The organism is Paenibacillus sp. FSL R5-0908, from assembly GCF_038006245.1.
Lineage (GTDB): Bacteria > Bacillota > Bacilli > Paenibacillales > Paenibacillaceae > Paenibacillus_AQ > Paenibacillus_AQ odorifer.
Map to the genome: position 1 here is coordinate 4885805 of NZ_JBBOUV010000001.1, position 19455 is coordinate 4905259.

20 protein-coding genes are annotated in these 19455 nt (G+C 40.4%); 4 read left to right on the top strand and 16 right to left on the bottom strand.

The annotated features are described in order from the left end of the window. Nucleotides 1-67: 67 nt before the first annotated feature. The 5 genes from MKZ09_RS22260 to MKZ09_RS22280 form a co-directional block, all read right to left on the bottom strand. Entirely contained in the window at nt 68-556 is a 489-nt protein-coding gene (locus tag MKZ09_RS22260; RefSeq protein ID WP_076201480.1) for an LURP-one-related/scramblase family protein, read from the bottom strand. 48 nt (nt 557-604) lie between these two features. Next, nucleotides 605-1120 (bottom strand): GNAT family N-acetyltransferase, encoded by a 516-nt coding sequence (locus MKZ09_RS22265; RefSeq protein WP_076201477.1) that lies wholly within the window; start codon nt 1118-1120, stop codon nt 605-607. Between the two features lie 1231 nt (nt 1121-2351). Next, nucleotides 2352-2813: a hypothetical protein gene (locus MKZ09_RS22270; protein WP_076201473.1), complete on the bottom strand. Its 462-nt coding sequence runs from the start codon at nt 2811-2813 to the stop codon at nt 2352-2354. Nucleotides 2814-2881: 68 nt separating this feature from the next. Continuing rightward, nucleotides 2882-4174 carry a DUF4179 domain-containing protein gene (locus tag MKZ09_RS22275; protein WP_076201470.1) on the bottom strand — a complete coding sequence of 431 codons (1293 nt, stop codon included), beginning with the start codon at nt 4172-4174 and terminating at the stop codon, nt 2882-2884. Then, nucleotides 4164-4712, bottom strand: a complete 549-nt coding sequence (locus tag MKZ09_RS22280) for a sigma-70 family RNA polymerase sigma factor (protein WP_076201468.1) — start codon at nt 4710-4712, stop codon at nt 4164-4166. The genes MKZ09_RS22275 and MKZ09_RS22280 overlap by 11 nt, the downstream gene beginning before the upstream one ends. A gap of 206 nt (nt 4713-4918) precedes the next feature. On the opposite strand from MKZ09_RS22280, the gene MKZ09_RS22285 reads away from it, so the two are divergent. After that, nucleotides 4919-6784 carry an LTA synthase family protein gene (locus tag MKZ09_RS22285; RefSeq protein ID WP_076201465.1) on the top strand — a complete coding sequence of 622 codons (1866 nt, stop codon included), beginning with the start codon at nt 4919-4921 and terminating at the stop codon, nt 6782-6784. Nucleotides 6785-6853: 69 nt separating this feature from the next. Here MKZ09_RS22285 and rbsB read toward each other — a convergent pair whose 3' ends face one another. The 9 genes from rbsB to MKZ09_RS22330 form a co-directional block, all read right to left on the bottom strand. Beyond that, nucleotides 6854-7777 carry a ribose ABC transporter substrate-binding protein RbsB gene (rbsB, locus tag MKZ09_RS22290; RefSeq protein WP_076134347.1) on the bottom strand — a complete coding sequence of 308 codons (924 nt, stop codon included), beginning with the start codon at nt 7775-7777 and terminating at the stop codon, nt 6854-6856. Between the two features lie 13 nt (nt 7778-7790). Continuing rightward, the gene (locus MKZ09_RS22295) at nt 7791-8759 is read right to left on the bottom strand and encodes an ABC transporter permease subunit (protein WP_076134346.1); all 969 of its coding nucleotides are present in this window, start codon (nt 8757-8759) and stop codon (nt 7791-7793) included. A 2-nt stretch (nt 8760-8761) separates the two neighbouring features. Next, entirely contained in the window at nt 8762-10243 is a 1482-nt protein-coding gene (locus tag MKZ09_RS22300; protein WP_076201463.1) for a sugar ABC transporter ATP-binding protein, read from the bottom strand. A 21-nt stretch (nt 10244-10264) separates the two neighbouring features. Further along, nucleotides 10265-10660: a D-ribose pyranase gene (rbsD, locus tag MKZ09_RS22305; protein WP_076201461.1), complete on the bottom strand. Its 396-nt coding sequence runs from the start codon at nt 10658-10660 to the stop codon at nt 10265-10267. 2 nt (nt 10661-10662) lie between these two features. Then, on the bottom strand, nt 10663-11541 hold the full coding sequence (gene rbsK, locus MKZ09_RS22310) for a ribokinase (RefSeq protein WP_076201458.1): 879 nt from the start codon (nt 11539-11541) through the stop codon (nt 10663-10665). 27 nt (nt 11542-11568) lie between these two features. Next, on the bottom strand, nt 11569-12549 hold the full coding sequence (locus tag MKZ09_RS22315) for a LacI family DNA-binding transcriptional regulator (protein WP_076127368.1): 981 nt from the start codon (nt 12547-12549) through the stop codon (nt 11569-11571). A gap of 175 nt (nt 12550-12724) precedes the next feature. Continuing rightward, on the bottom strand, nt 12725-13123 hold the full coding sequence (locus tag MKZ09_RS22320; protein WP_256719141.1) for a VOC family protein: 399 nt from the start codon (nt 13121-13123) through the stop codon (nt 12725-12727). Between the two features lie 39 nt (nt 13124-13162). Beyond that, entirely contained in the window at nt 13163-13636 is a 474-nt protein-coding gene (locus MKZ09_RS22325; protein WP_076201453.1) for a DinB family protein, read from the bottom strand. A 59-nt stretch (nt 13637-13695) separates the two neighbouring features. Further along, nucleotides 13696-14598, bottom strand: coding sequence for a LysR family transcriptional regulator (locus tag MKZ09_RS22330; protein ID WP_076201451.1), 903 nt, complete (start codon nt 14596-14598; stop codon nt 13696-13698). Nucleotides 14599-14756: 158 nt separating this feature from the next. On the opposite strand from MKZ09_RS22330, the gene MKZ09_RS22335 reads away from it, so the two are divergent. Further along, nucleotides 14757-15380, top strand: coding sequence for a histidine phosphatase family protein (locus MKZ09_RS22335; protein ID WP_076201449.1), 624 nt, complete (start codon nt 14757-14759; stop codon nt 15378-15380). 62 nt (nt 15381-15442) lie between these two features. Here the strand turns inward: MKZ09_RS22335 and MKZ09_RS22340 are convergent, their stop codons facing one another. Together MKZ09_RS22340 and MKZ09_RS22345 are read right to left on the bottom strand one after the other, a co-directional pair. Next, nucleotides 15443-15688: a hypothetical protein gene (locus tag MKZ09_RS22340; RefSeq protein WP_036688955.1), complete on the bottom strand. Its 246-nt coding sequence runs from the start codon at nt 15686-15688 to the stop codon at nt 15443-15445. A 615-nt stretch (nt 15689-16303) separates the two neighbouring features. Further along, on the bottom strand, nt 16304-16855 hold the full coding sequence (locus tag MKZ09_RS22345; RefSeq protein ID WP_076201447.1) for a polymer-forming cytoskeletal protein: 552 nt from the start codon (nt 16853-16855) through the stop codon (nt 16304-16306). A gap of 374 nt (nt 16856-17229) precedes the next feature. On the opposite strand from MKZ09_RS22345, the gene MKZ09_RS22350 reads away from it, so the two are divergent. After that, nucleotides 17230-18141 (top strand): LacI family DNA-binding transcriptional regulator, encoded by a 912-nt coding sequence (locus MKZ09_RS22350; protein WP_076201445.1) that lies wholly within the window; start codon nt 17230-17232, stop codon nt 18139-18141. 48 nt (nt 18142-18189) lie between these two features. Further along, nucleotides 18190-19455, top strand: a complete 1266-nt coding sequence (locus MKZ09_RS22355) for an MFS transporter (RefSeq protein ID WP_076134336.1) — start codon at nt 18190-18192, stop codon at nt 19453-19455.

Genomic DNA, 19455 nt, shown 5'->3' on the forward strand with positions numbered 1-19455 from the left:
ATGGTACGTTCAGCGCATCATAAATAAACTGACCAATTACACTCAGCTTAACTTTAATATTCAGTCTTCACTGATGTGATGTAGATGCCTGGTCAGCCTTCACACAATCAATAGCGACAACAAACGCAATCATGAGCGTTTCCATCTCATCATTCAATATTTGAACCTTATAGCTATCACCCCAAGTGAACCACTCTTTGTTCACTTTACCGATGACTACACCACGCTGTAAAACCTGAAAATCCATGTCCCACCAGTTACCATGTACCTCAATGTCAGCCGCATCAATCGTATAACGTGCTTTAAAGAAAGAAAACTCCTTCTTAATCGTCAACACCTCTCGACCATCTACTTCTACAAAAAACTTTGGTAAAAAACTGAACACTTTTTTCGTTATAAGTGCAACTTCATCTCTTGTTGTATTCATAATGGAGAATGTCTTGGGAATTTGCATAAAACTGCCCTCTACGTAATAGACATCTTGCTCCTGCTGATTCTTTACCATGAATTTACCACTTAGACTGAATATCTTTTGTTTTATATAAAGTTGCTTCATTCTAAGCCTCCTATCGCTCCTCTTAGTTAACATCATTTTAGACAAATGTTATAGTTGTTTGGTCATAATAAAATCTATTTGTTCTTCTTCACCCATATAAAAAGAATGAGTACCTGTATAAACAAACTTCATTTTTTCATAAAAGCTAATAGCGTTCTTGTTTTTTTCCCAAACCCCTAACCAAATCTTCTCTTTATTACATTGTATCGCTATTTCTATAGCTTTATTTATTAGATATTTCCCAAGCCCCTGTTTATGAAATTTTTTTCTAATATAAATCCTCTCAATTTCAAGTGAATCATTACCCATTACTTCAGATTGAGCATCCTCGGTGTTAACCTTTAAATACCCAGCGATTTCTTCATTAAAATAAATAAAATAGAATTCTGATGAGCTATCCGACAATTCTTTTTCTAATTGCTTTAAGTTAAAAGCTCTATCCAGGTAGGCTTTCATATTTTCAGGTGAATTTTGATTACTAAATGTCTCATTAAATGTTTCAACACTAATTCCTTGAAGTGAACCCAGATCTTCGAACGTGCACTTTTTTATATTGATAGCCATATCGTTTTCTCCTTTTAAAATATCAATTTACAAATAAACTCTTATTTTGAGCTCTAATTATATGGTGTTATGCAGATGTGACAGGAAAATAGTATACCATAATTGTTGTATTTGCAACAAAAAAACTAAGTATTTTCCATCATTCTACCTATTAGCGTATTGGCGTAATCAGTCGCTATACGGCAGTCAGGACTCCAAAAGTGGAAGCGATCGATGTTTTGGGAGTTCGATGATGGATGACGGTTACTTTCGGACTCAGATGACGTTATTTGCGAAGATTTCGGCTTTGGAGCAAGGTTTCGGACTCCTGTGCAGTTATTCCCCCGAAAAGGCTGCTTTCGGGGTGTTTTTCAGGCCAATAGCGACTATGCGGACCGTTAGGATTCCAAAAGTGGAATATGACGCGTTTAAGTGTCATCTGAGTCCGTTAGATGCTTCCGGGCGCGCAAATGTGATCCAAGAAAGTGTGGCTTGGGAGTTCGATGATGGAAGATGGTTACTTTCGGACCCAGATGACGTTATTTGCGAAGATTTCGGCTTTGGAGCAAGGTTTCGGACTCCTGTGCAGTTATTCCCCCGAAAAGGCTGCTTTCGGGGTGTTTTTCAGGCCAATAGCGACTATGCGGACCGTTAGGATTCCAAAAGTGGAATATGACGCGTTTAAGTGTCATCTGAGTCCGTTAGATGCTTCCGGGCGCGCAAATGTGATCCAAGAAAGTGTGGCTTGGGAGTTCGATGATGGAAGATGGTTACTTTCGGACCCAGATGACGTTATTTGCGAAGATTTCGGCTTTGGAGCAAGGTTTCGGACCCCAGTGCAGTTATTCCCTCGAAAAGGATGCTTTCGGGGTGTTTTTCAGGCTAATAACGGCTATGCGGTCCGTTAGAATTCCAAAAGTGGGATTTGACGCGTCTAAGGGTCATCTGAGTCCGATAGATGCTTCCGGGTGTGCAAATGTGATCCAAGAAAGTGTGGCTTAAAGGTGATGATAGCGGAAGTGAGCCAACTTTGAGAAATCGGTGATGGAGAATAGATCAGGGAGGTTTGGGAAATCGGTGATAGCAGCAAACGACGTTTCAGGATTCGCAGATGGAGGAAACGATCGACGTTTGGGGGTTCGATGATGGAGCAAAAAAATGAGGTGCCCCAGCAGCCATTTTCGGCTTTTGGGACACCCATCCTCTCCGCTGTACGCATATAGCGCGGTATGGTGGACTGGTCAGAGCCCGGTTAAAGCCATCTCATAAATCTTTTTTTAGATAGTTTAATCTGATTACTTTCGGCCCATGCGGTTAATTCTTTCATTCCCTTGTATTCTTCGTCAAGAAAACTAAAACATAATCTATAGGGAGGAAATTTGTGATCTACAGGTTTAATGCCTATTACGGGTATGAAATAACCCTTTACATAAATATTCTCAATTTGTTTCGCTTGAACTTCTTTGTTTTCTACTACTATAGAGTCCGGAAGAATCCGAACCTCAATGAACTTTCTAATCGTAATGATCCTAAAGAGCAATATGATTACAACAATCAGACAGAAGATCGACCATATATAACCAAAATAAAGTAATCCTTTATACTCCATATTATTTCTGGTATTTAACAATAGTATGCCACTTGAAAAAATCATAGAAAACAGAAGCGACATTAACGACGGACGACTCACCTTAAAAGATCCTATATTTTCCATAACCCCCTCACTTTCTCAGACTATTATAGCTTACTATATTTTATAAATTATGGATATGGCACTCCTTTTTAATCCACAGGAATCTCAATCACCTTGTTATATTCCTTCATATAATGTATTCCTTCTATCAGAATACTTTCAGGTTTCGTTTGTGTATCAAATAATAAGGTGCGTTCCTTCATTAGTTTACCGTTCGTTAGTTCTGACTCTTTTTGATTAATTGTTGTTTTTAAAGCCGTGTTTTCGTATGCATTTTCAATAGACACACCATCCAACATTACATCATCCTCAGTAGCAATAGTTACTTCAATCCCTTGAGCGGTCTTGGACACATCCTTAATCCATAATTCTTTATCCCCCAGTAGAATCGGCTCATTACTATCAGCATTTAGAGGATACTTCTCTTCCAGCTTCTGATATCCAACAAACTCTTTAACAACCAGCTGCAATGAATGTAGTTCTTTTGGCAAGGTGTCATAACGAATATCAAATGATCTCCCACCCAGCGAGGTTTTATTGCTACTGCCTAATATTTCTACAGGCTTTCCATTGGCAATTAATTGAATGCCTTCTAACCCTAATCTTATTCGATCGAAATTCTCGACATTCATACTCCCTTTAATCACCGTCATGGTGGGTGTGGCCGTGATCGACTTGAAGGTAATTGATCCTTTGTCGGCTTTGACCTTTTTATTAATCGATTGCTTGATCTGAGTCACCATCGCTTGATTTGGATTATAAGAAAACGTTATGCTCCCTTCACTCATCTGCCCTTTCTGTAGAGGTCCCCAGTAATGAAGGGTTAGTTTTTTCGAAAATGGGCTTACGCTATCAAATGTCATCGTGCCTTTTATTTCTGTATGTTCGTCGTTGATTAAAGATACGCCACTTCTTATGTTAGAATTCGTGAGAAACCCTTCTATTTTAGAAGGACTAAAATGATCTCCCGTCTCCTCTAGTCCCTTAGGATTGATTAACGTATAATACACAATAAATTGATTGGCATCAGCCATAATTCCGTTAATCGTAAGTTCTGTGCCATCTGCTAACGTCGTCTTTTTGTCTATGCTTTGTCCCATTCCTTGTTCATTGAGTTGTTGCAGAGTTCCCTCTAACACCTCATCAAAACCAAATAACTTTTTTCCATAATAAGCGAAGGCATTATAGCTGTTTCCAGAAACTACTATCACTAATAAAATGACGGCTGCAATCTTCCAGAGGGGCGAGCTTTTTCTTTTAATTCTTTTTGGGGGTGCCGAGTCTAAAGCATTTCTTAATCTTATTTCTAAACCCTCAGGTGCAGTTATGGACTCTAAATTCCTCTTCTCATCCACTAATCGTTCTTCAACGTTATTGTTCATCAACATCACCTCTGTAATGATATTTCAGTGTTTGTAATCCATTGTAGATCCTTGATTTAACAGTTCCGATCGAGACCTGTGTGATCTCAGCTATCGTTTGATAATCGAGATCATGAAAATACTTCAATTGAATTGCTTCTCTTTGCTGCTCGTTCACATGTAACAGTAACGCCTGCATATCCATTTGCTGTTCACTTTTATGATATGGATCGCCTGATGCAACATCAGCTTTTTCCTTCTCGTCAGTGATGCTCCAGTCCTCTAATAACACCAGCTTGCTTCGTTTATGAAGTTGCCTTTTACAGCCATTTACCAAAATCGTCTTACTCCAGCTGTAAAAAGACTCCTCTTTCTTAAGTTGATCAATCTTCTCGTATAACGTAACTATCATTTCCTCCATGGCATCCATAGCATCATGCGCATTTCCCATATAGCTGTACGCAAGCCTATAAAAAGCATCTTTTTCATACATGATTAATTGCAGCAAAACTTCTTTATTTCCCTTTTTGGCTTTTTTCACCAATCGAACAACATCCATGCCTTCACCTCTCTCCCCTATATGAGTCAGGAGCACTGTAAAAAGTTCATCTTCATAAAAAATTTTTATATATCGTGAACTATTTAGTCCACCTAAACTGTAATATTCAGGAAAATTTCACTCAGACATACCCAAATCTAGTTGATTTTAAACGCTTCAATGTAATAGAATGAACTAATCTAAAAAGAAAAGGATGGGCATAAGCAATGCCGTTTAAAGAACCTCGTACACTTAGTAAAAGATCCCTGCTATTCTTCTCTCTCATTATGCTTGTAAAAAGCTATTTTGCCTGGTATTTTCTATTTGAAGATGGCCCTACTTGGACCACTTGGCTTAAAGAAATCCCTTTTGTACTTCTAGTCTTTTGCTTGATTGAATGGTTCGCTACGAAACGAAAAATTGCAATTTACATGCTTGTCAATGTATTGATTACTACTCTATTTTTCTCATTAATTGTATATCATAATCATTTTGGCATCATTGCTACTTCGCAAGTATTAGATCAGGTCAAACAAGTGGGAGCCGTAAAGAAAAGTATATTTTCGGTCCTTCGTCCTCAATATATGCTTATCTTTGTGGATATCATTGTCATCAGCTTGGTGATGTTTAGAAAACAGAAAGCGCTGGATTGGAAAAAAGCCATGTCGCGCAAAAGTAACCGTAAAGCGGTGGCAGTCCTGTTCTGTATTTCCATCATCATTTGTGCAATGAATATTTTTCCAAACCGTGCCAGTATGAACGAAACGATTAAAGCGGAACAAATGGGCATTCTTAATTATGAAGCCTACTCTCTGCTAGCTGATCAAGAGGAAGAACAAATTGACGTTTCTGAGATTACGCAATCCACTATTGATGAAACCAAAGGAATTCAAGCTATCTCTAATCCGGTTTTATTTGGAGCCGCCAAAGGAAAAAATCTAATCATTCTGCAAATGGAGTCTTTCCAGAACTTCTTAATCAATCTAAAGATTGATGGACAAGAAATCACACCAAATATGAACAAGCTTGCCGCCAGCAGCTTCTACTTCCCGCGTTTCTACCAGCAGGTTGGACAAGGCAACACTTCAGACGCAGAGTTTATTGTGAACACTTCTTTTTATGTACCCCCTGATGGTCCAGCTACCCAAATGTACGCTCCTAAAGAGCTTCCAAGCTTACCCAAGCTGCTGCAAGCACAAGGTTACGATACGGCAACATTCCATACGAACGAAGTCGACTTTTGGAACCGTGGGGAGCTTTATAGTGCTTTGGGATTCAATCGTTATTATGATAAAACTTACTTCGGGGAAGATGACACAGTATTCTATGGCGCTTCTGATGAAGTTTTGTATGAAAAAACAGCTGCAGAGCTGGCAAGAATGGATCAGAATGAGCAACCTTTCTACTCCCATGTAATTTCGATGTCATCTCATAATCCGTTCTCCATCCCAGAGGATAAATACAAAATGACACTTCCAGAGCGATTCGAAGGAACGCTTGTTGGCGATTATATTCGGGCTCAGAATTATGCTGATTATGCGCTGGGACTTTTTATCGATGAGCTCAAACAAAACGGTGTATGGGATAACAGCTTGATCGTATTGTACGGGGATCATCGTGGACTGCCTATCTTCTCTCTAAAAGAGAATGATCATCTCCTACTGGAAGAGATTCTCGGCCATGAATATTCGGAACGTGAATTGATTAATATTCCGTTGATCATGTCAGCGACAGGGATTACAACTCCTAGTGTAAAAGAACAACTAGGCGGGCAAGTGGATATTTTACCTACCGTATCTAATTTATTGGGTGTCTCTCTTACAGATCATATTCATTTCGGACAAGATCTCTTGAATCAATCAACTTATAACTTACTACCACAACGGTATTACTTGCCTACAGGATCTTTCGTAAATAACGAAGAGCTCTTCTTATCCGGCAGTGGCTTCGAGGATGGCCAGCATTATACTTTATCTGGTAACGGCAACCAACCTCTGCAATCCACAGAAGACGAATTCGAGCGTGCCTTACAGCTGCTCCATTTGTCAGACAGTTATGTTACACAGCTACCGGATAGAGTTATTGAAGAATAAGCTGCAATGTACAGCAAAAAAGACTGTGCTCACCAAATCGGTGAGCGCAGTCTTTTTCTATAATGGTTATTATTTTGACTCTTTAACAACTAGTTTAAGCGGTGCCGCAATCAGCTTCTCTACGGTTTTGCCTTCTAATACATCCTTAGCGGCTTGAATGGCTAGTTGGCCAATTAATTCAGGCTGCTGCGCAACAGTTCCTGTTAATTTACCAGCTTCGATGGATTTAAGTGCATCTTCATTTCCATCAAAACCAATCACAGGGATATTCTTGCCTGAACTTTGAATGGCTTCAATAGCACCTAGCGCCATTTCATCATTATGAGCGAAAACTGCTTGTACGCCAGGATTTCCTTGTAGAAGGTTCTCCATAACGGTCAGGCCTTTCGTACGGTCGAAATCAGCTGTTTGCTTAGCAATGACCTCTAGTTGGCTGTCCGCAATCTCATGGAATCCCTTACCGCGTTCCCGAGTCGCTGAAGCTCCTGGGGATCCTTCTAGCTCGATGACCTTCGCACCTTTCCCAAGCTGCTCTACAATATATTGTGCCGCCATAGAGCCACCCTTTATATTGTCAGAAGCAACAAGAGCTTTGATATCCCCTTGATCTGCGGAACGGTCCAACGTAACGACGGGAATATTTAAACTATTAGCTGTTTGCACTACCGTCGAGATCGCTGATGAATCCACTGGATTGATCAATAACGCATTCACACCTTTTTGCATCAAATCTTCGACGTCATTACTTTGTTTAGCAGAATCATTTTGGGCATCAATGACAAGGACTTCCAAGCCTTGCTTCTTAGCCTCGGCCAAAACACCATCTTTAACGGATACAAAGAAGGGGTTATTCAATGTAGATATGGATAATCCAATCTTCATGTTCTCCATGCTTCCACCACTGCTAGGCTTAGCCCACTCTGGAGGCTCCAAGGAACAACCTGTCATGAGAATTAATAGTAAGGAAGTAAGAATTAAAGTTAACTTTTTCATGTTGGAATCCCCCTTATACGGCTTTCTTACGGTCTATGAGTACGGCAATGGCAATAACGATCCCTTTGACCACCATTTGGTAAAAAGAGGATACGCCGAGCAAGTTCAATCCATTGTTCAAAATCCCGATAATCAGTGCACCAATCAATGTGCCCACGATACGTCCGCGACCACCAGTTAAGCTTGTACCGCCTAATACTACAGCTGCGATAGCATCCAACTCATAAGATGTGCCTGCTGTGGGTTGCGCTGAGTTCAATCTGGAAGTCAGGATCGCTCCTGCCAATGCGGACAACATACCGGTTAATGAATAGATCATAATTTTAATGCGGTCTACTTTAATCCCTGAAATAATAGATGCTTTTTCATTACCACCAATGGCATAGGTTTTACGGCCAAATGGAGTTTTGTGCAATACAACCCATAAGACTGCGAAGACGATGATCATTGTTATAGCAGGTACAGGTATTCCCAGTAAATATCCACGGCCAAACAATTGGAAGGTCATGCTGTCTCCGAGACCTGTGATCGGATTACCGTCTGTGTATACAAGTGTTAATCCCCGGAAAATCGTCATGGTCGCCAACGTAGCGATAAATGGTGCCATTTTACCTTTTGTAATCATCAGTCCGTTGACCATCCCCATCACGCCACCCGCTAAACAACCTACTATAATGGCTAAGACAGGATCCCAACCAGACAACATCAGGTTAGCTGTGAAGGCACTGGATAGGGCTAGAATAGACCCCACCGATAAATCGATACCACCCGTTAGAATAACAAAGGTCATCCCAAAAGCGATAAGCGCATTTATGGCAACTTGTCTAAGCAAGTTCAGGATATTAAGGGGCTCCATAAAGCTTGGGTTCAACACCGTAACGATAATAATTAGAATAATCAGCCCTAGTAATGGACCTAGTTTCTGTGTAATTTGCCCGATTTGAAAACCTTTATTTTCTCTCTCACCTTTGATAGTTGTCATTACTATTGCCCCCCTGTAGCTAACGTCATGATTTTTTCTTGCGTAGCTTCTTGTTGTGATAGCTCTCCACTAATTTCCCCTTCATGAACCACTACGATCCGGTCGCTCATTCCTAAGACTTCAGGAAGCTCTGACGATACCATGATAATGGCGACTCCACGTTCCGTTAATTCATTCATGAGCTGATAGATCTCCCGTTTAGCTCCTACGTCAACTCCACGGGTAGGTTCATCGAGGATAAGCACACTTAGGCCGATCCCAATCCATTTGGCGATGACCACCTTTTGTTGATTCCCCCCGGATAAATTTCGGACTAAAGTGGAGGAAGACTGTGTCTTGATGTGTAGCCGTTTGATAAGTATGTCTACAAATTCTTGTTCTTTTTTATCAATGATTACACCCTTAGGAGCGAAGCTATATAAATTTGTAAGCACCATATTGTCTCGAATAGAGAAATCAAGCACTAACCCTTCATCTTTACGGTCCTCCGTAACGAATCCTATCCCCGCCTTCATCGCATCATTGGGATTTCGAATCGTGACCTTTTCTCCCCGCACCATAATTTCTCCACGGTCTAACGATTCCAATCCGAATAAGGTTCTCATCATTTCTGTTCGTCCAGATCCCATTAATCCTGAGAAGCCTAAGATCTCACCAGAACGAACGGAGAAATTAACATCTTTAAATTGCCCTTTTTTCGTGGCATTTTTAACTTCAAGAACAACCTCTCCGGGTTTGGAGGTACGCTCAGGAAACCGGTCAGTTAATTCACGCCCTACCATCTTCCGAACTACATCATCGAAGTTAGTCTCTGGAATGGGCTTCGTGTCTACTGTTTTCCCATCTCGCATGACCGTTATTCGGTCACATATCGTGAAAATCTCTTCCATACGGTGCGAAATATACACGATGGAGACGCCTTCCTTTTTAAGGGAAGTTATGACTTCGAACAATTTCTGGATTTCCCGTTCGGTTAATGCCGCTGTCGGTTCGTCCATGACGATAACTTTTGCATGAGTCATAAGCGCTTTTGCAATCTCAATCATCTGTTTCTCCCCTACCGAACATTCCCCCGCCTCTTGATTTAAGGGAAGCGTTACGGAGAGCTTACGAAACTGTTCATTTGCTAACGCTTTCATTTCTTTCATATTTAAGATCCCTAGTTTGGAGGTTCGTTCCTTACCAATAAACAGATTATCTAGAACTGTCATATCCGGCCACACATTCAACTCCTGATGGATAAAAGCGATCCCAAAACGTTCAGCCTCTTTGGGATTGTTAAAGTATGTTTCCTGACCATCTATACTAATGGTTCCTTGATCACGCTGATGCAGTCCAATCAAAATGTTCATCAGAGTAGACTTTCCTGCACCATTCTCTCCCATTAGGGCATGAACTTCACCATCCTTCAGCTCAAAATCCACACCCGTCAACACACGGTTAGCCCCAAAAGATTTATAAATATCTTTCATCGTAATGTGCATACGCTTTGAACCCCCTTTTTATCAAAAATAGACCCCGGCTTGTAAAATACAATTTGCATACGGCTTAGCTTCCCCCGTACGAATGATGACCTTCGCATGCCGGGTTAACAATTTAAATTGTTCATGTGAAATCGCCTCTATAGGTATTTCCTTAAATTTGTCATTCAAGTATTCAGAAGTGCCTTTATTTTTTGCAGCTAATTCCTCTGCCACGATAACTTTCTCAATGACCATATCCTCTGAAATGATTTCGACGAGGTCTTCGAAGCTGGGAACTCCCAATTTAAGCGCTAAATCAATCTTTGGAACCCCAAGTGGAACGGGTAATCCAATATCAGCAATGACAATCGTATCAGTGTGGCCTAAATCAGTAAGCACTTTGGAAATATGACTGTTTAATATTCCTTGTTTTTTCATAATTAAAGACTCACCTCCACCTCTACTCTTGTTGGCATGCCACCTTGGGCACCAAATTTTGTGACGGATAAAGAAGCGGCGCGGTTGGCAAACTTTACACTAGTACGAATAGACTTGCCTTCAGCTAGAGCAACAGCAAATGCCGCATTAAAAGTATCTCCTGCTCCAGTGGTATCTATAGCATTCACTTTATAGGTGGGAACTAAAACTTCCTGTTTACCATCGTAATAACGTACACCATTGCTGCCCTCGGTTATAAATAACTTATTGGGATATTTGCGTAAAGCTTCAGCAGTACTCATCTCAGGAAATAATATTGCACATTCATGTTCATTGGGAGTTAAATAGGTGGCATTGTTTATAATCGTTTCACTGATAGGCCGAGCAGGTGCTGGGTTAAGCAACATTGGCACATTGAATTTATAGCAAATCTCACTTACATAAGACACCGTCTCTTCCGGAATTTCTTGTTGGATTAATACCATGTCAGAGCCTTTAATATTCTCAAGTGCGCGTTCAACCAATGCAGGAGTAACTAAATCATTGGCTCCTTTTACAACGATAATGCTGTTATCACCTTCCGCTAAAATGATGTGAGCTGTTCCACTTTCGACATGTGTAACCGGTTCCACATTGGCGGTAAAAACGCGATTCTTTTTCAGATTATCCATGATAGCGGTACCATAGAAATCATCACCTACACAACCAACCATCGTAACTTCTGCTCCTAGACGGGCAGCAGCGACGGCTTGGTTCGCACCCTTACCGCCCGGAACGGTGGAGAATTGTTCTCCAAGCACAGTCTCACCCGCGTGAGGCCGCTTATTCGAAGTCACTACTAAATCCATTGAACAGCTGCCAATTACACATATCTTAGCCATATTTATCAACCTTTCTCATGTTGTCATCTATTCTTTACTTCTTGTAGTTTCCCGCTCCACAAAGCTAACGGGTAATTGAATAATCTTCTCTTCCACCTTATCTTGCTCAATTAGCTTAATAAGTAAACCCGCTGCTTCTCTACCCATATCATGTGCCGGCTGGCGAATGGTGGATAAAGCAGGTGACAACAAGCTGCTGAGCGGGATATCATCAAATCCGATGATTTGCAGATCCTGCGGCACTCTTTTACCTAAACGATGTGCTTCATGAATGACTGCCGTCGCCACAATATCATTACTGGCAATTACGCCGTCTGTATCTATATATTTATCAAATAACTCCACAGCCCATTGTTCTGCTACTGTATGGGAGAAGGATGAAGTTTCGATCACATTATAGCTGATTCCCATTTCATTAAGGACTTCAATCGCCCCAAGAAATCGATCTTGTGCAGGTTTGATATGCGCCGGTCCTTGTATCACTGTAATTTTTTTGCTTCCCCGTGCGATAATCTCTTGTGCTGCAAGACGTCCGCCCTTTTTGCCATCTGCGTATACGGAAGGGCTATCGTTAGAAGTACGGTCGAGAAATACGACCGGAATCTTCAAGTTAGAATAAACGTCGCTCTCAGGGAAGTTGGTTGACGATATCATGCCAATGACATTGTTTTGGATAAAGGTTTGAATATAATCCATCTCCTTATCTTCGTTCTCATCACTATTGCCAAAGATGATCCGATAACCTTGCTCCTGCATCCGATCCTCTATCCCCCGCGCTAACTGCGGGAAGAAAGGGTTGGTAATATCAGGCAAGAGCAGCCCGATTAATTTAGATTTCCGCTTGTATAATGATCTTGCAACCTCATTAGGGGTATAATTCATTTCTTTGATCGCTGCCTCAACCTTTTTGCGGGTATCGATATTCACATAACCAGATTCATTAATAACCCGGGAGACTGTTGCTACCGAAACTCCAGCTATTTTTGCGACATCTTTGATTGTCATCATTCTTCACTTCATCCCCCAATGTGTAACCGGTTACATGTATTACATAAATTAGATTATCATATAACCTTTTCATTTACAAATCTTTTTTTCGATCATAAAGCTAACAAAAGATACCAATTATTTATCGATATCTTTTGTTATTTGAATTTATTTAAGTTCTGACCACTTTTTTAAACTAATAAATCAGTTCACAATCGTGGTGTTCCCATACATCGAATAGATTCCCATCCAGATCTTCAAATACAAAAAACTTCCCATACTCACCTTCATCACTAACATTTCCGACTTTTACATCTGCTGATTTTAATTGACTGTGAAGAGCAAGCACATCATTTGCAAAAAAAGTGATCACCCATTTTTTCCTACCTCTGACCTCAAACACAGCCCTCGAATCATCATCACTCTGAGTCAAACATAATATCGGCCTATTATCTCTGAATAAGCTTAAGTTTCCGTCTCTTCGGTCCCTAATATTAAAACTAAAATGCTTTACAAACCAGGCTGCAGATTTCTCTAAATCTTTAACTGGAATCATATTGTAAGCAATCCCCAAGATTCTTCCGTCTTCCATCATCTGTCTCCTTGGATTTAAACTTTTTGCTACTTGAGAACTCTAAAGACTTTTATCTGCAAAGCGATTTAATAATTTTATTGTATTGAAGTGCATACCTTCATGGTAAAGTGTGAAATTGATGAATTCACCGATTGAATTTAAGGTTAATCCACTTCCTGTTGTAAGAGGAGTTACTTGCTCACTTAAACGATTGTGAAAAGCTTCCTGGATCCGTTTGGGTTGCTCCGTAAGCATCTCAAGTAAAACTTCAAGCGTTGGCGGTTCCTCATTCCACTCGGCTGGTTTAGTCCCTTTCGCAAATAAGCGTTCAAAGCTTGCCGGCAATTGCATAAGTTCCCTAGCGGAATGAAAAGCAAACTTCTCTTGCACCAAATAAATATGTCCCAAGTTCCAGCGGATATTGTTATTAAACCCTTCTGGAATGCAATTCAAAGTTCCCTCAGATAGTCCCTCGACTGCACGCACAGTAACACTACGCACAAACTTAATTTGTTTGAATATAATTTGATCCATTATGACCCTCCTAACTTTTATCCATAGTTTACCATAAGATTATCTTTAATTTCCTAATATTATTTTAAACTTAATTGTTTCATAACGAACGTAATAAACGACTGCATATAACTTTCTTGAAGTTCCTTCTTTCTGTAGCCCATCCATATCGAATGCTGAGAGACTACATTTTCAACTGCTACTTTAGCTAATGTTCCCTGATCAAGATAAGGTTTCGCCAACAAAGCGGAGACATAACTAATTCCATAACCGGCAATGACAGCTTGAATAACTTCATTCACTCCATTAAATTGAAGCCCAATCGTTGGCTGCTGTACACTTCTTTCTTCACACAACCGGACAAGCCGCTCTCTAGCTGCACTGCCCTCTTCCCTCATAATAAATGCTTCAGACATCACTTCTTCAAAGCTAAGCTGCTGATTGGCAAAAGGGTGCTGGGAAGAGACCACGAATACATACTCGTCCCTATATAACTTCCGATGTTCGAACACTCCTGTATTATGCGTAGGAAACTCCATATCACTGTATATCGCCACGTCTGCTTCAAAATTATTTAATTTTTCCATGACATCATGAGAATTAGTAGTAGTGATCTGAATGTTAACTTCCGGAAAAGATTGTTTGAATAATGACGCCCACCGGGGAATGAGGATACTTGTCGCCAAATAATTACCTGCAATCCGCAGATTCCCCTCAGGAAATTTGTGATAATCTTCAATGATTTGCTGGACTTGATCACCCATAGCAAAAAATTTCTCAAGAGGTTCGATTAACCTTTTTCCTAAAGGGGTGAGCACCATCCTCTTTCCTTTAATTTCAAATAACAAAATATGATTCTCCCGTTCAAACTTACGGATTTGCGCTGATATAGCGGGTTGGCTGATGTGCAAACGTTCAGAGGCTTTGGTCACACTACCTGTGATGGCAACGTAATAAAACAATTTTAATACATGATAGTTCATCGTGATCTCTTCCTCACTTCATAAAGTAATATCTGTATTTGCCGCTTATCCTCAGCCATTTCACTATAACTATACATTATGGATGTTAACTATTATATATTGTTTATTTATATTTATTTATCTTATACTTACAACTATTCATAAGGGAGGTCACGTTAATGACAAAGACAGTATTATACTTAACCCGTCACGGGCAAACAGAATGGAATTTACAAAAACGAATGCAAGGGCATCAAAATTCTGCGCTTACAGCCTTGGGCGAACAGCAGGCGGAATGGTTAAGAGATCGTTTGGAAGTAGAAAACTTAAACTTAGGCGCGATTTATTCTAGTACTAGTCCAAGAGCATTGCATACTGCGCAGATTTTACGGGGAAAGCGGAGTTTACCTATTCAACAGCAAGCTTCTTTAATGGAAATTAACATGGGGAGCTGGGAAGGAATGAATACGGATCAGATACAACTAGAATCCCCTTTACAATATTCCCATTTTTTCACCAGACCCGATCTATATATTCCTCTAACCTCAGGTGAAACTTACAAGCAGCTTGAACAAAGAGTAGTGCCGACAATGGAGTGCATCATAAACGATAACGTAGGGCTTGAAGTGCTCATCATCACGCATCGGATGACTTTAAAAGTCATTATGGCTTATTTTCTCAATAAATCATTGCAGGAAATTGGGGAGTTACCGGATATTCTCTCTACAGCATTATGTAAAGTAACCCTAACTGAAACCAAAACAACCATCGATCTGTATGGTGATACTTCACATTATCAATGACTATGGGTCAAAAAATAAAAAGGTAACTCCGATTAACGGGGCTACCTTTATAGGGTTCAACACTAAATATCCACACTTTTGATTATAAAACTGCGGACCTTCATCCATTTGCCTGATATGAATTCATCAATCGTTTTCGTCTTTGGTCTAACGCAAAAGCGATGTTTTGCCCCTTTATCAAAACCCACAGCTTCAAAAATTAGGCTATCCCCTATTTGCTCCTTGAAGAACACCTGCTTTAATCCCAACCTATTTAACATTTCAAGCTTTACGCTCTCAATATATGTGCGCGAATACTCCTTAGACATATGTGTTCCTCCTAGTAGTGGTAGTAATAGTATAAGTCAATATGAAGAAAATCAACAACAGTTCATATATTCTTCCACAAAAAAACAACCAGGCAGCGATTCTCCGTTGGAGGTTCACTGCCTGGTGTTTTGGGTCTGTGGTGGTTTGCTTGAGTAGGTTATGAGCTAAGCTCAATCATTCGTAGCTTTTGGATACTCACTCCGATGTAACGCACTATCTTGATGAAATCTGTAAGATAACTGCATTCTATACACTTATTCCATCTCTACAAGGGCTGATTCGAACTTTAAGTGTATTCTATACAATTAAAAACTAGAGAAATACCCTGTAGAGTATTAAATCAAGAAAATAGATGTATTAAATACATCTATTTTCATTGGCCGAGCATTTTGAGCATTTTAGTTGCACAAAATACAGTTAAAACCATCTACTATACACTTCAATACTCCATCACTTGTTACTTCAAAGCTTCCGCCGGCTCTCATATGGTAACTAGATGGGGTGTAGCCCATTATGAGTCAGCCCATTCATACTGATTCCTTTTGCCTGAACCTATCCAGATAACTCTATCTATTTAGTCCTTCTACTTCTACCTAATCGAAATCATCACGTACTTATTTAACTTCAGTTGCCCCAGTCACTTTACCTTCAATCCCTGCAGTTGCTTTCACATCTTCGTTTGCGAAGTAAAGATTTCCATCAATAGTCGAGGTTTCATGCAGGTTAAATCCGTTCGCTTCTACATAAACATCACCTTTAATGGTTCCGCCTTGAACTCGTAAATTTTCACTTTGTACAGTTAACTTAGGTACAGTGAGAGTGTAATTGGCAGTAACTTTGTGATCAGCGTCTTGGGCATAAAGAGCAATCTTACGGTAGATGTCGCCGTCTGCAGCCCCTTTATCATGGAATTCGCCTTCAACAACAACATCTTGGGCAATGGTCACATCATTTAGAATGGCAATAATCCAATTTCCATCTTTACTTACAGCCTTGGTAAACGTATCTGCTTGATTTACGATTGAAGCTGTAGTAACTGCATCCGTTTGCTCTGTAGTTGGAGCCGTAGTAGCCGCCGAATTAGTCGCATTATTATTATTCGCACCACAACCAGATAAGACTGCAACCGAGACGCCTGCTACTAACATCATTTTAAATAACTTCATTTTAAATCCCCCTTGTTTTTGATTATAAATTAATTATATATTAAAATTTTTAATAAACAGGTGAAAATTTTCACAATATTGTGTCGTTATCTGAAGCGGTTTCACAAAGATTACTCATCTCCATCCGGAATCGTATCCATAAGTAACACCTCATCTCGCTGCCCGTTTTAAGTTCATAGATCTTAATACTTATTTACCCAAATTTTAAGAAAGGTCCCAGCTGAGTTAAGCCCTCTTTCTTCAACCCTTCCGCAATTCTTCCATTTATAGAAACTTAACAGGGTCATCTAAACGCTCACTCACCCCCATTGACGCTTTAGAATCAGAATGTTAATCTTTAGAAAATATCACAAGGATAAGGGAGCTATTTACTGGTGAAAAAGACAACCATGAAGGACATCGCACTTCGTGCCAATGTCTCCGTCGCAACAGTGAGCTATGTTCTGAATCGTGTCGGCAACCAAACCATTCCTGAGAAAACACGCCAGCAGATTCTTCAGCTTGCCGAGGAACTGCATTACATACCGAATCTGGCAGCACGTTCACTTGCGAATCAGAAAACAGGATTGGTCGGTGTGCTTGTTAACACATCAGCCCATACACCACACTGGAAGCTCCATGCCCAGTTCTCATTTATACATGCCTTGGAAAAGCGGTTAACAAATGCTGGTTACCATACGCTGCTCTATTCACTTGATGTTGACCAGCCTTCTTTGGATATTATCGTAGAAAGAAAGCTGGAGGCTGTATTTCTGATCGATGTGCGCGAGGAAGCCTTTTATTCGATCTCCAAACATTTTGTAGAAGGAATTCCTTTGATTCTGATCGACAGCATGATTGAAGATAAACTCTTTAAGCAGGTCCTTTTCAACTATCGAGCAGTTCTGCAAAAGGTAAAACCACAGGACCTTTCACAGGTATGTTTAATTATGGAGAGCTTCAATAACTGTTTCCTCACCCGCTTTATTCAGGACAGTATTCCATTACCTGAAGAAGCGATATTTACCGTTGTCAATTTGGAGGAATTAAATACATTCTTACAGGGAGGGGGCTATAAAGAGGCCATTGTCATTAATGAGTTTATTGGAAGTTACGTTGAAGTAAACGGGAGGTTCGAACAACTCTCTGTGCTTTGCACCTGCAATTGTCCGGAAATATTAGGCGATGACGTTCATAAATTCATTTTTACTGGGGATAAAGCGGCTACTGCATTTGAACTCATGGACAAATTATTGCATCATTCTGACTACTCCGCACAAGAAAATAATTGCTATTTTGTAGAATAATTTTTTTGGCTATTCACTTAAGCGTTTAAGTTGAAAGGAGCATAACTTATGCCTGGTCCTGTATTAGTGAAACAAGTTCCCCCTGCTGTTCAAGTTTATCCCTCTCTTTGGGGAAATCGGAGATTCCTGCTGCTACTCAGTTCGTACTCCATTTCCTTATTTGGCAACACTTTTCATAGTATTGCTTTAAGTTTATGGGTACTGCAAACGACCGGCAGCGCCAAAATGATTGCCATCATCACGATAATCAATTTATTGCTTAGTTCTTTGCTAGGATCGATTGGGGGAACTTTTGCGGATAGGATCAATCGTCGAACCCTCATGCTGATCACAGATCTGATAAGTTGCGGACTTGTAGTGACACTAGCTTTAGCCATTTCCCTGCCCTCTACTTCGTTCATTGTCGTCGCTATACTGACGGGTCTTACGACCGTTTCAGCTTTATTCCAGTCCCCGGCATACCAAGCTTCTATCACTACTGTTGTTGGTAAAGAACATCTACAAAAAGCGGTAGGATTGTTGAACTTGTCTGAAAACATCTGCCGGACTATTGGTTATTCCGCTGGTGGTATTTTCGTAGCGAGTTTTGGAGCAGCCGACGCTATTTTATTTGATGGAGCTACGTTCTTGATCTCCTTTCTGCTCGTTCTAGCAGTCCGCTCCCTTCCTTTGCCAACTCAATTAAATAACGTGCCCAAGAAAGAACGGAAATTCACACAGGATTTGATCGATGGAATTCGCTATATTTGGAGGTACCCTTTTGCACGCGCCGTTATGATTATGCTTCCTACCTTAACCTTATTTTTTGTCCCCTCCCTGATGTTGACCCAGGTTATGGCCGTCAAAGTGTGGGATTCTACTCCCTTTCAGTTTGGACTTATTGAAGCCTGTATTCCACTTGGTTATATGATCGGATCCGGTCTGATCTTGCTGCTCGGCTCCAAACTGAAGAATAGAGGATTTCTTATTATGACTGGACTGCTATGTCTCGGTCCCCTATACCTTCTGTTATCATTCGTCACTTCCGCTGCGATTGCCATTCCTATCATTCTTGTAATTGGCTTCATGTTCTCATTCTGCACGTTGCTGATTAATACAATCCTTAGACTGGAAGTTTCAGAAGACCTCCAAGGTAGGGTGTTCGGTGTATTAGGTTCTATCATGAGTGTAGCCCCATCCATTGGTCTTACTGCTGTCTCGTCCTTGTCTGATTTCTTCAGCCCTGGTCCTGTCATGGGTTCAATCGGAGTCTTACTGCTGCTGTTTGCCTTATCAACTAGCACTAAATTAAAGATAATTCGAAACTACAAGTAA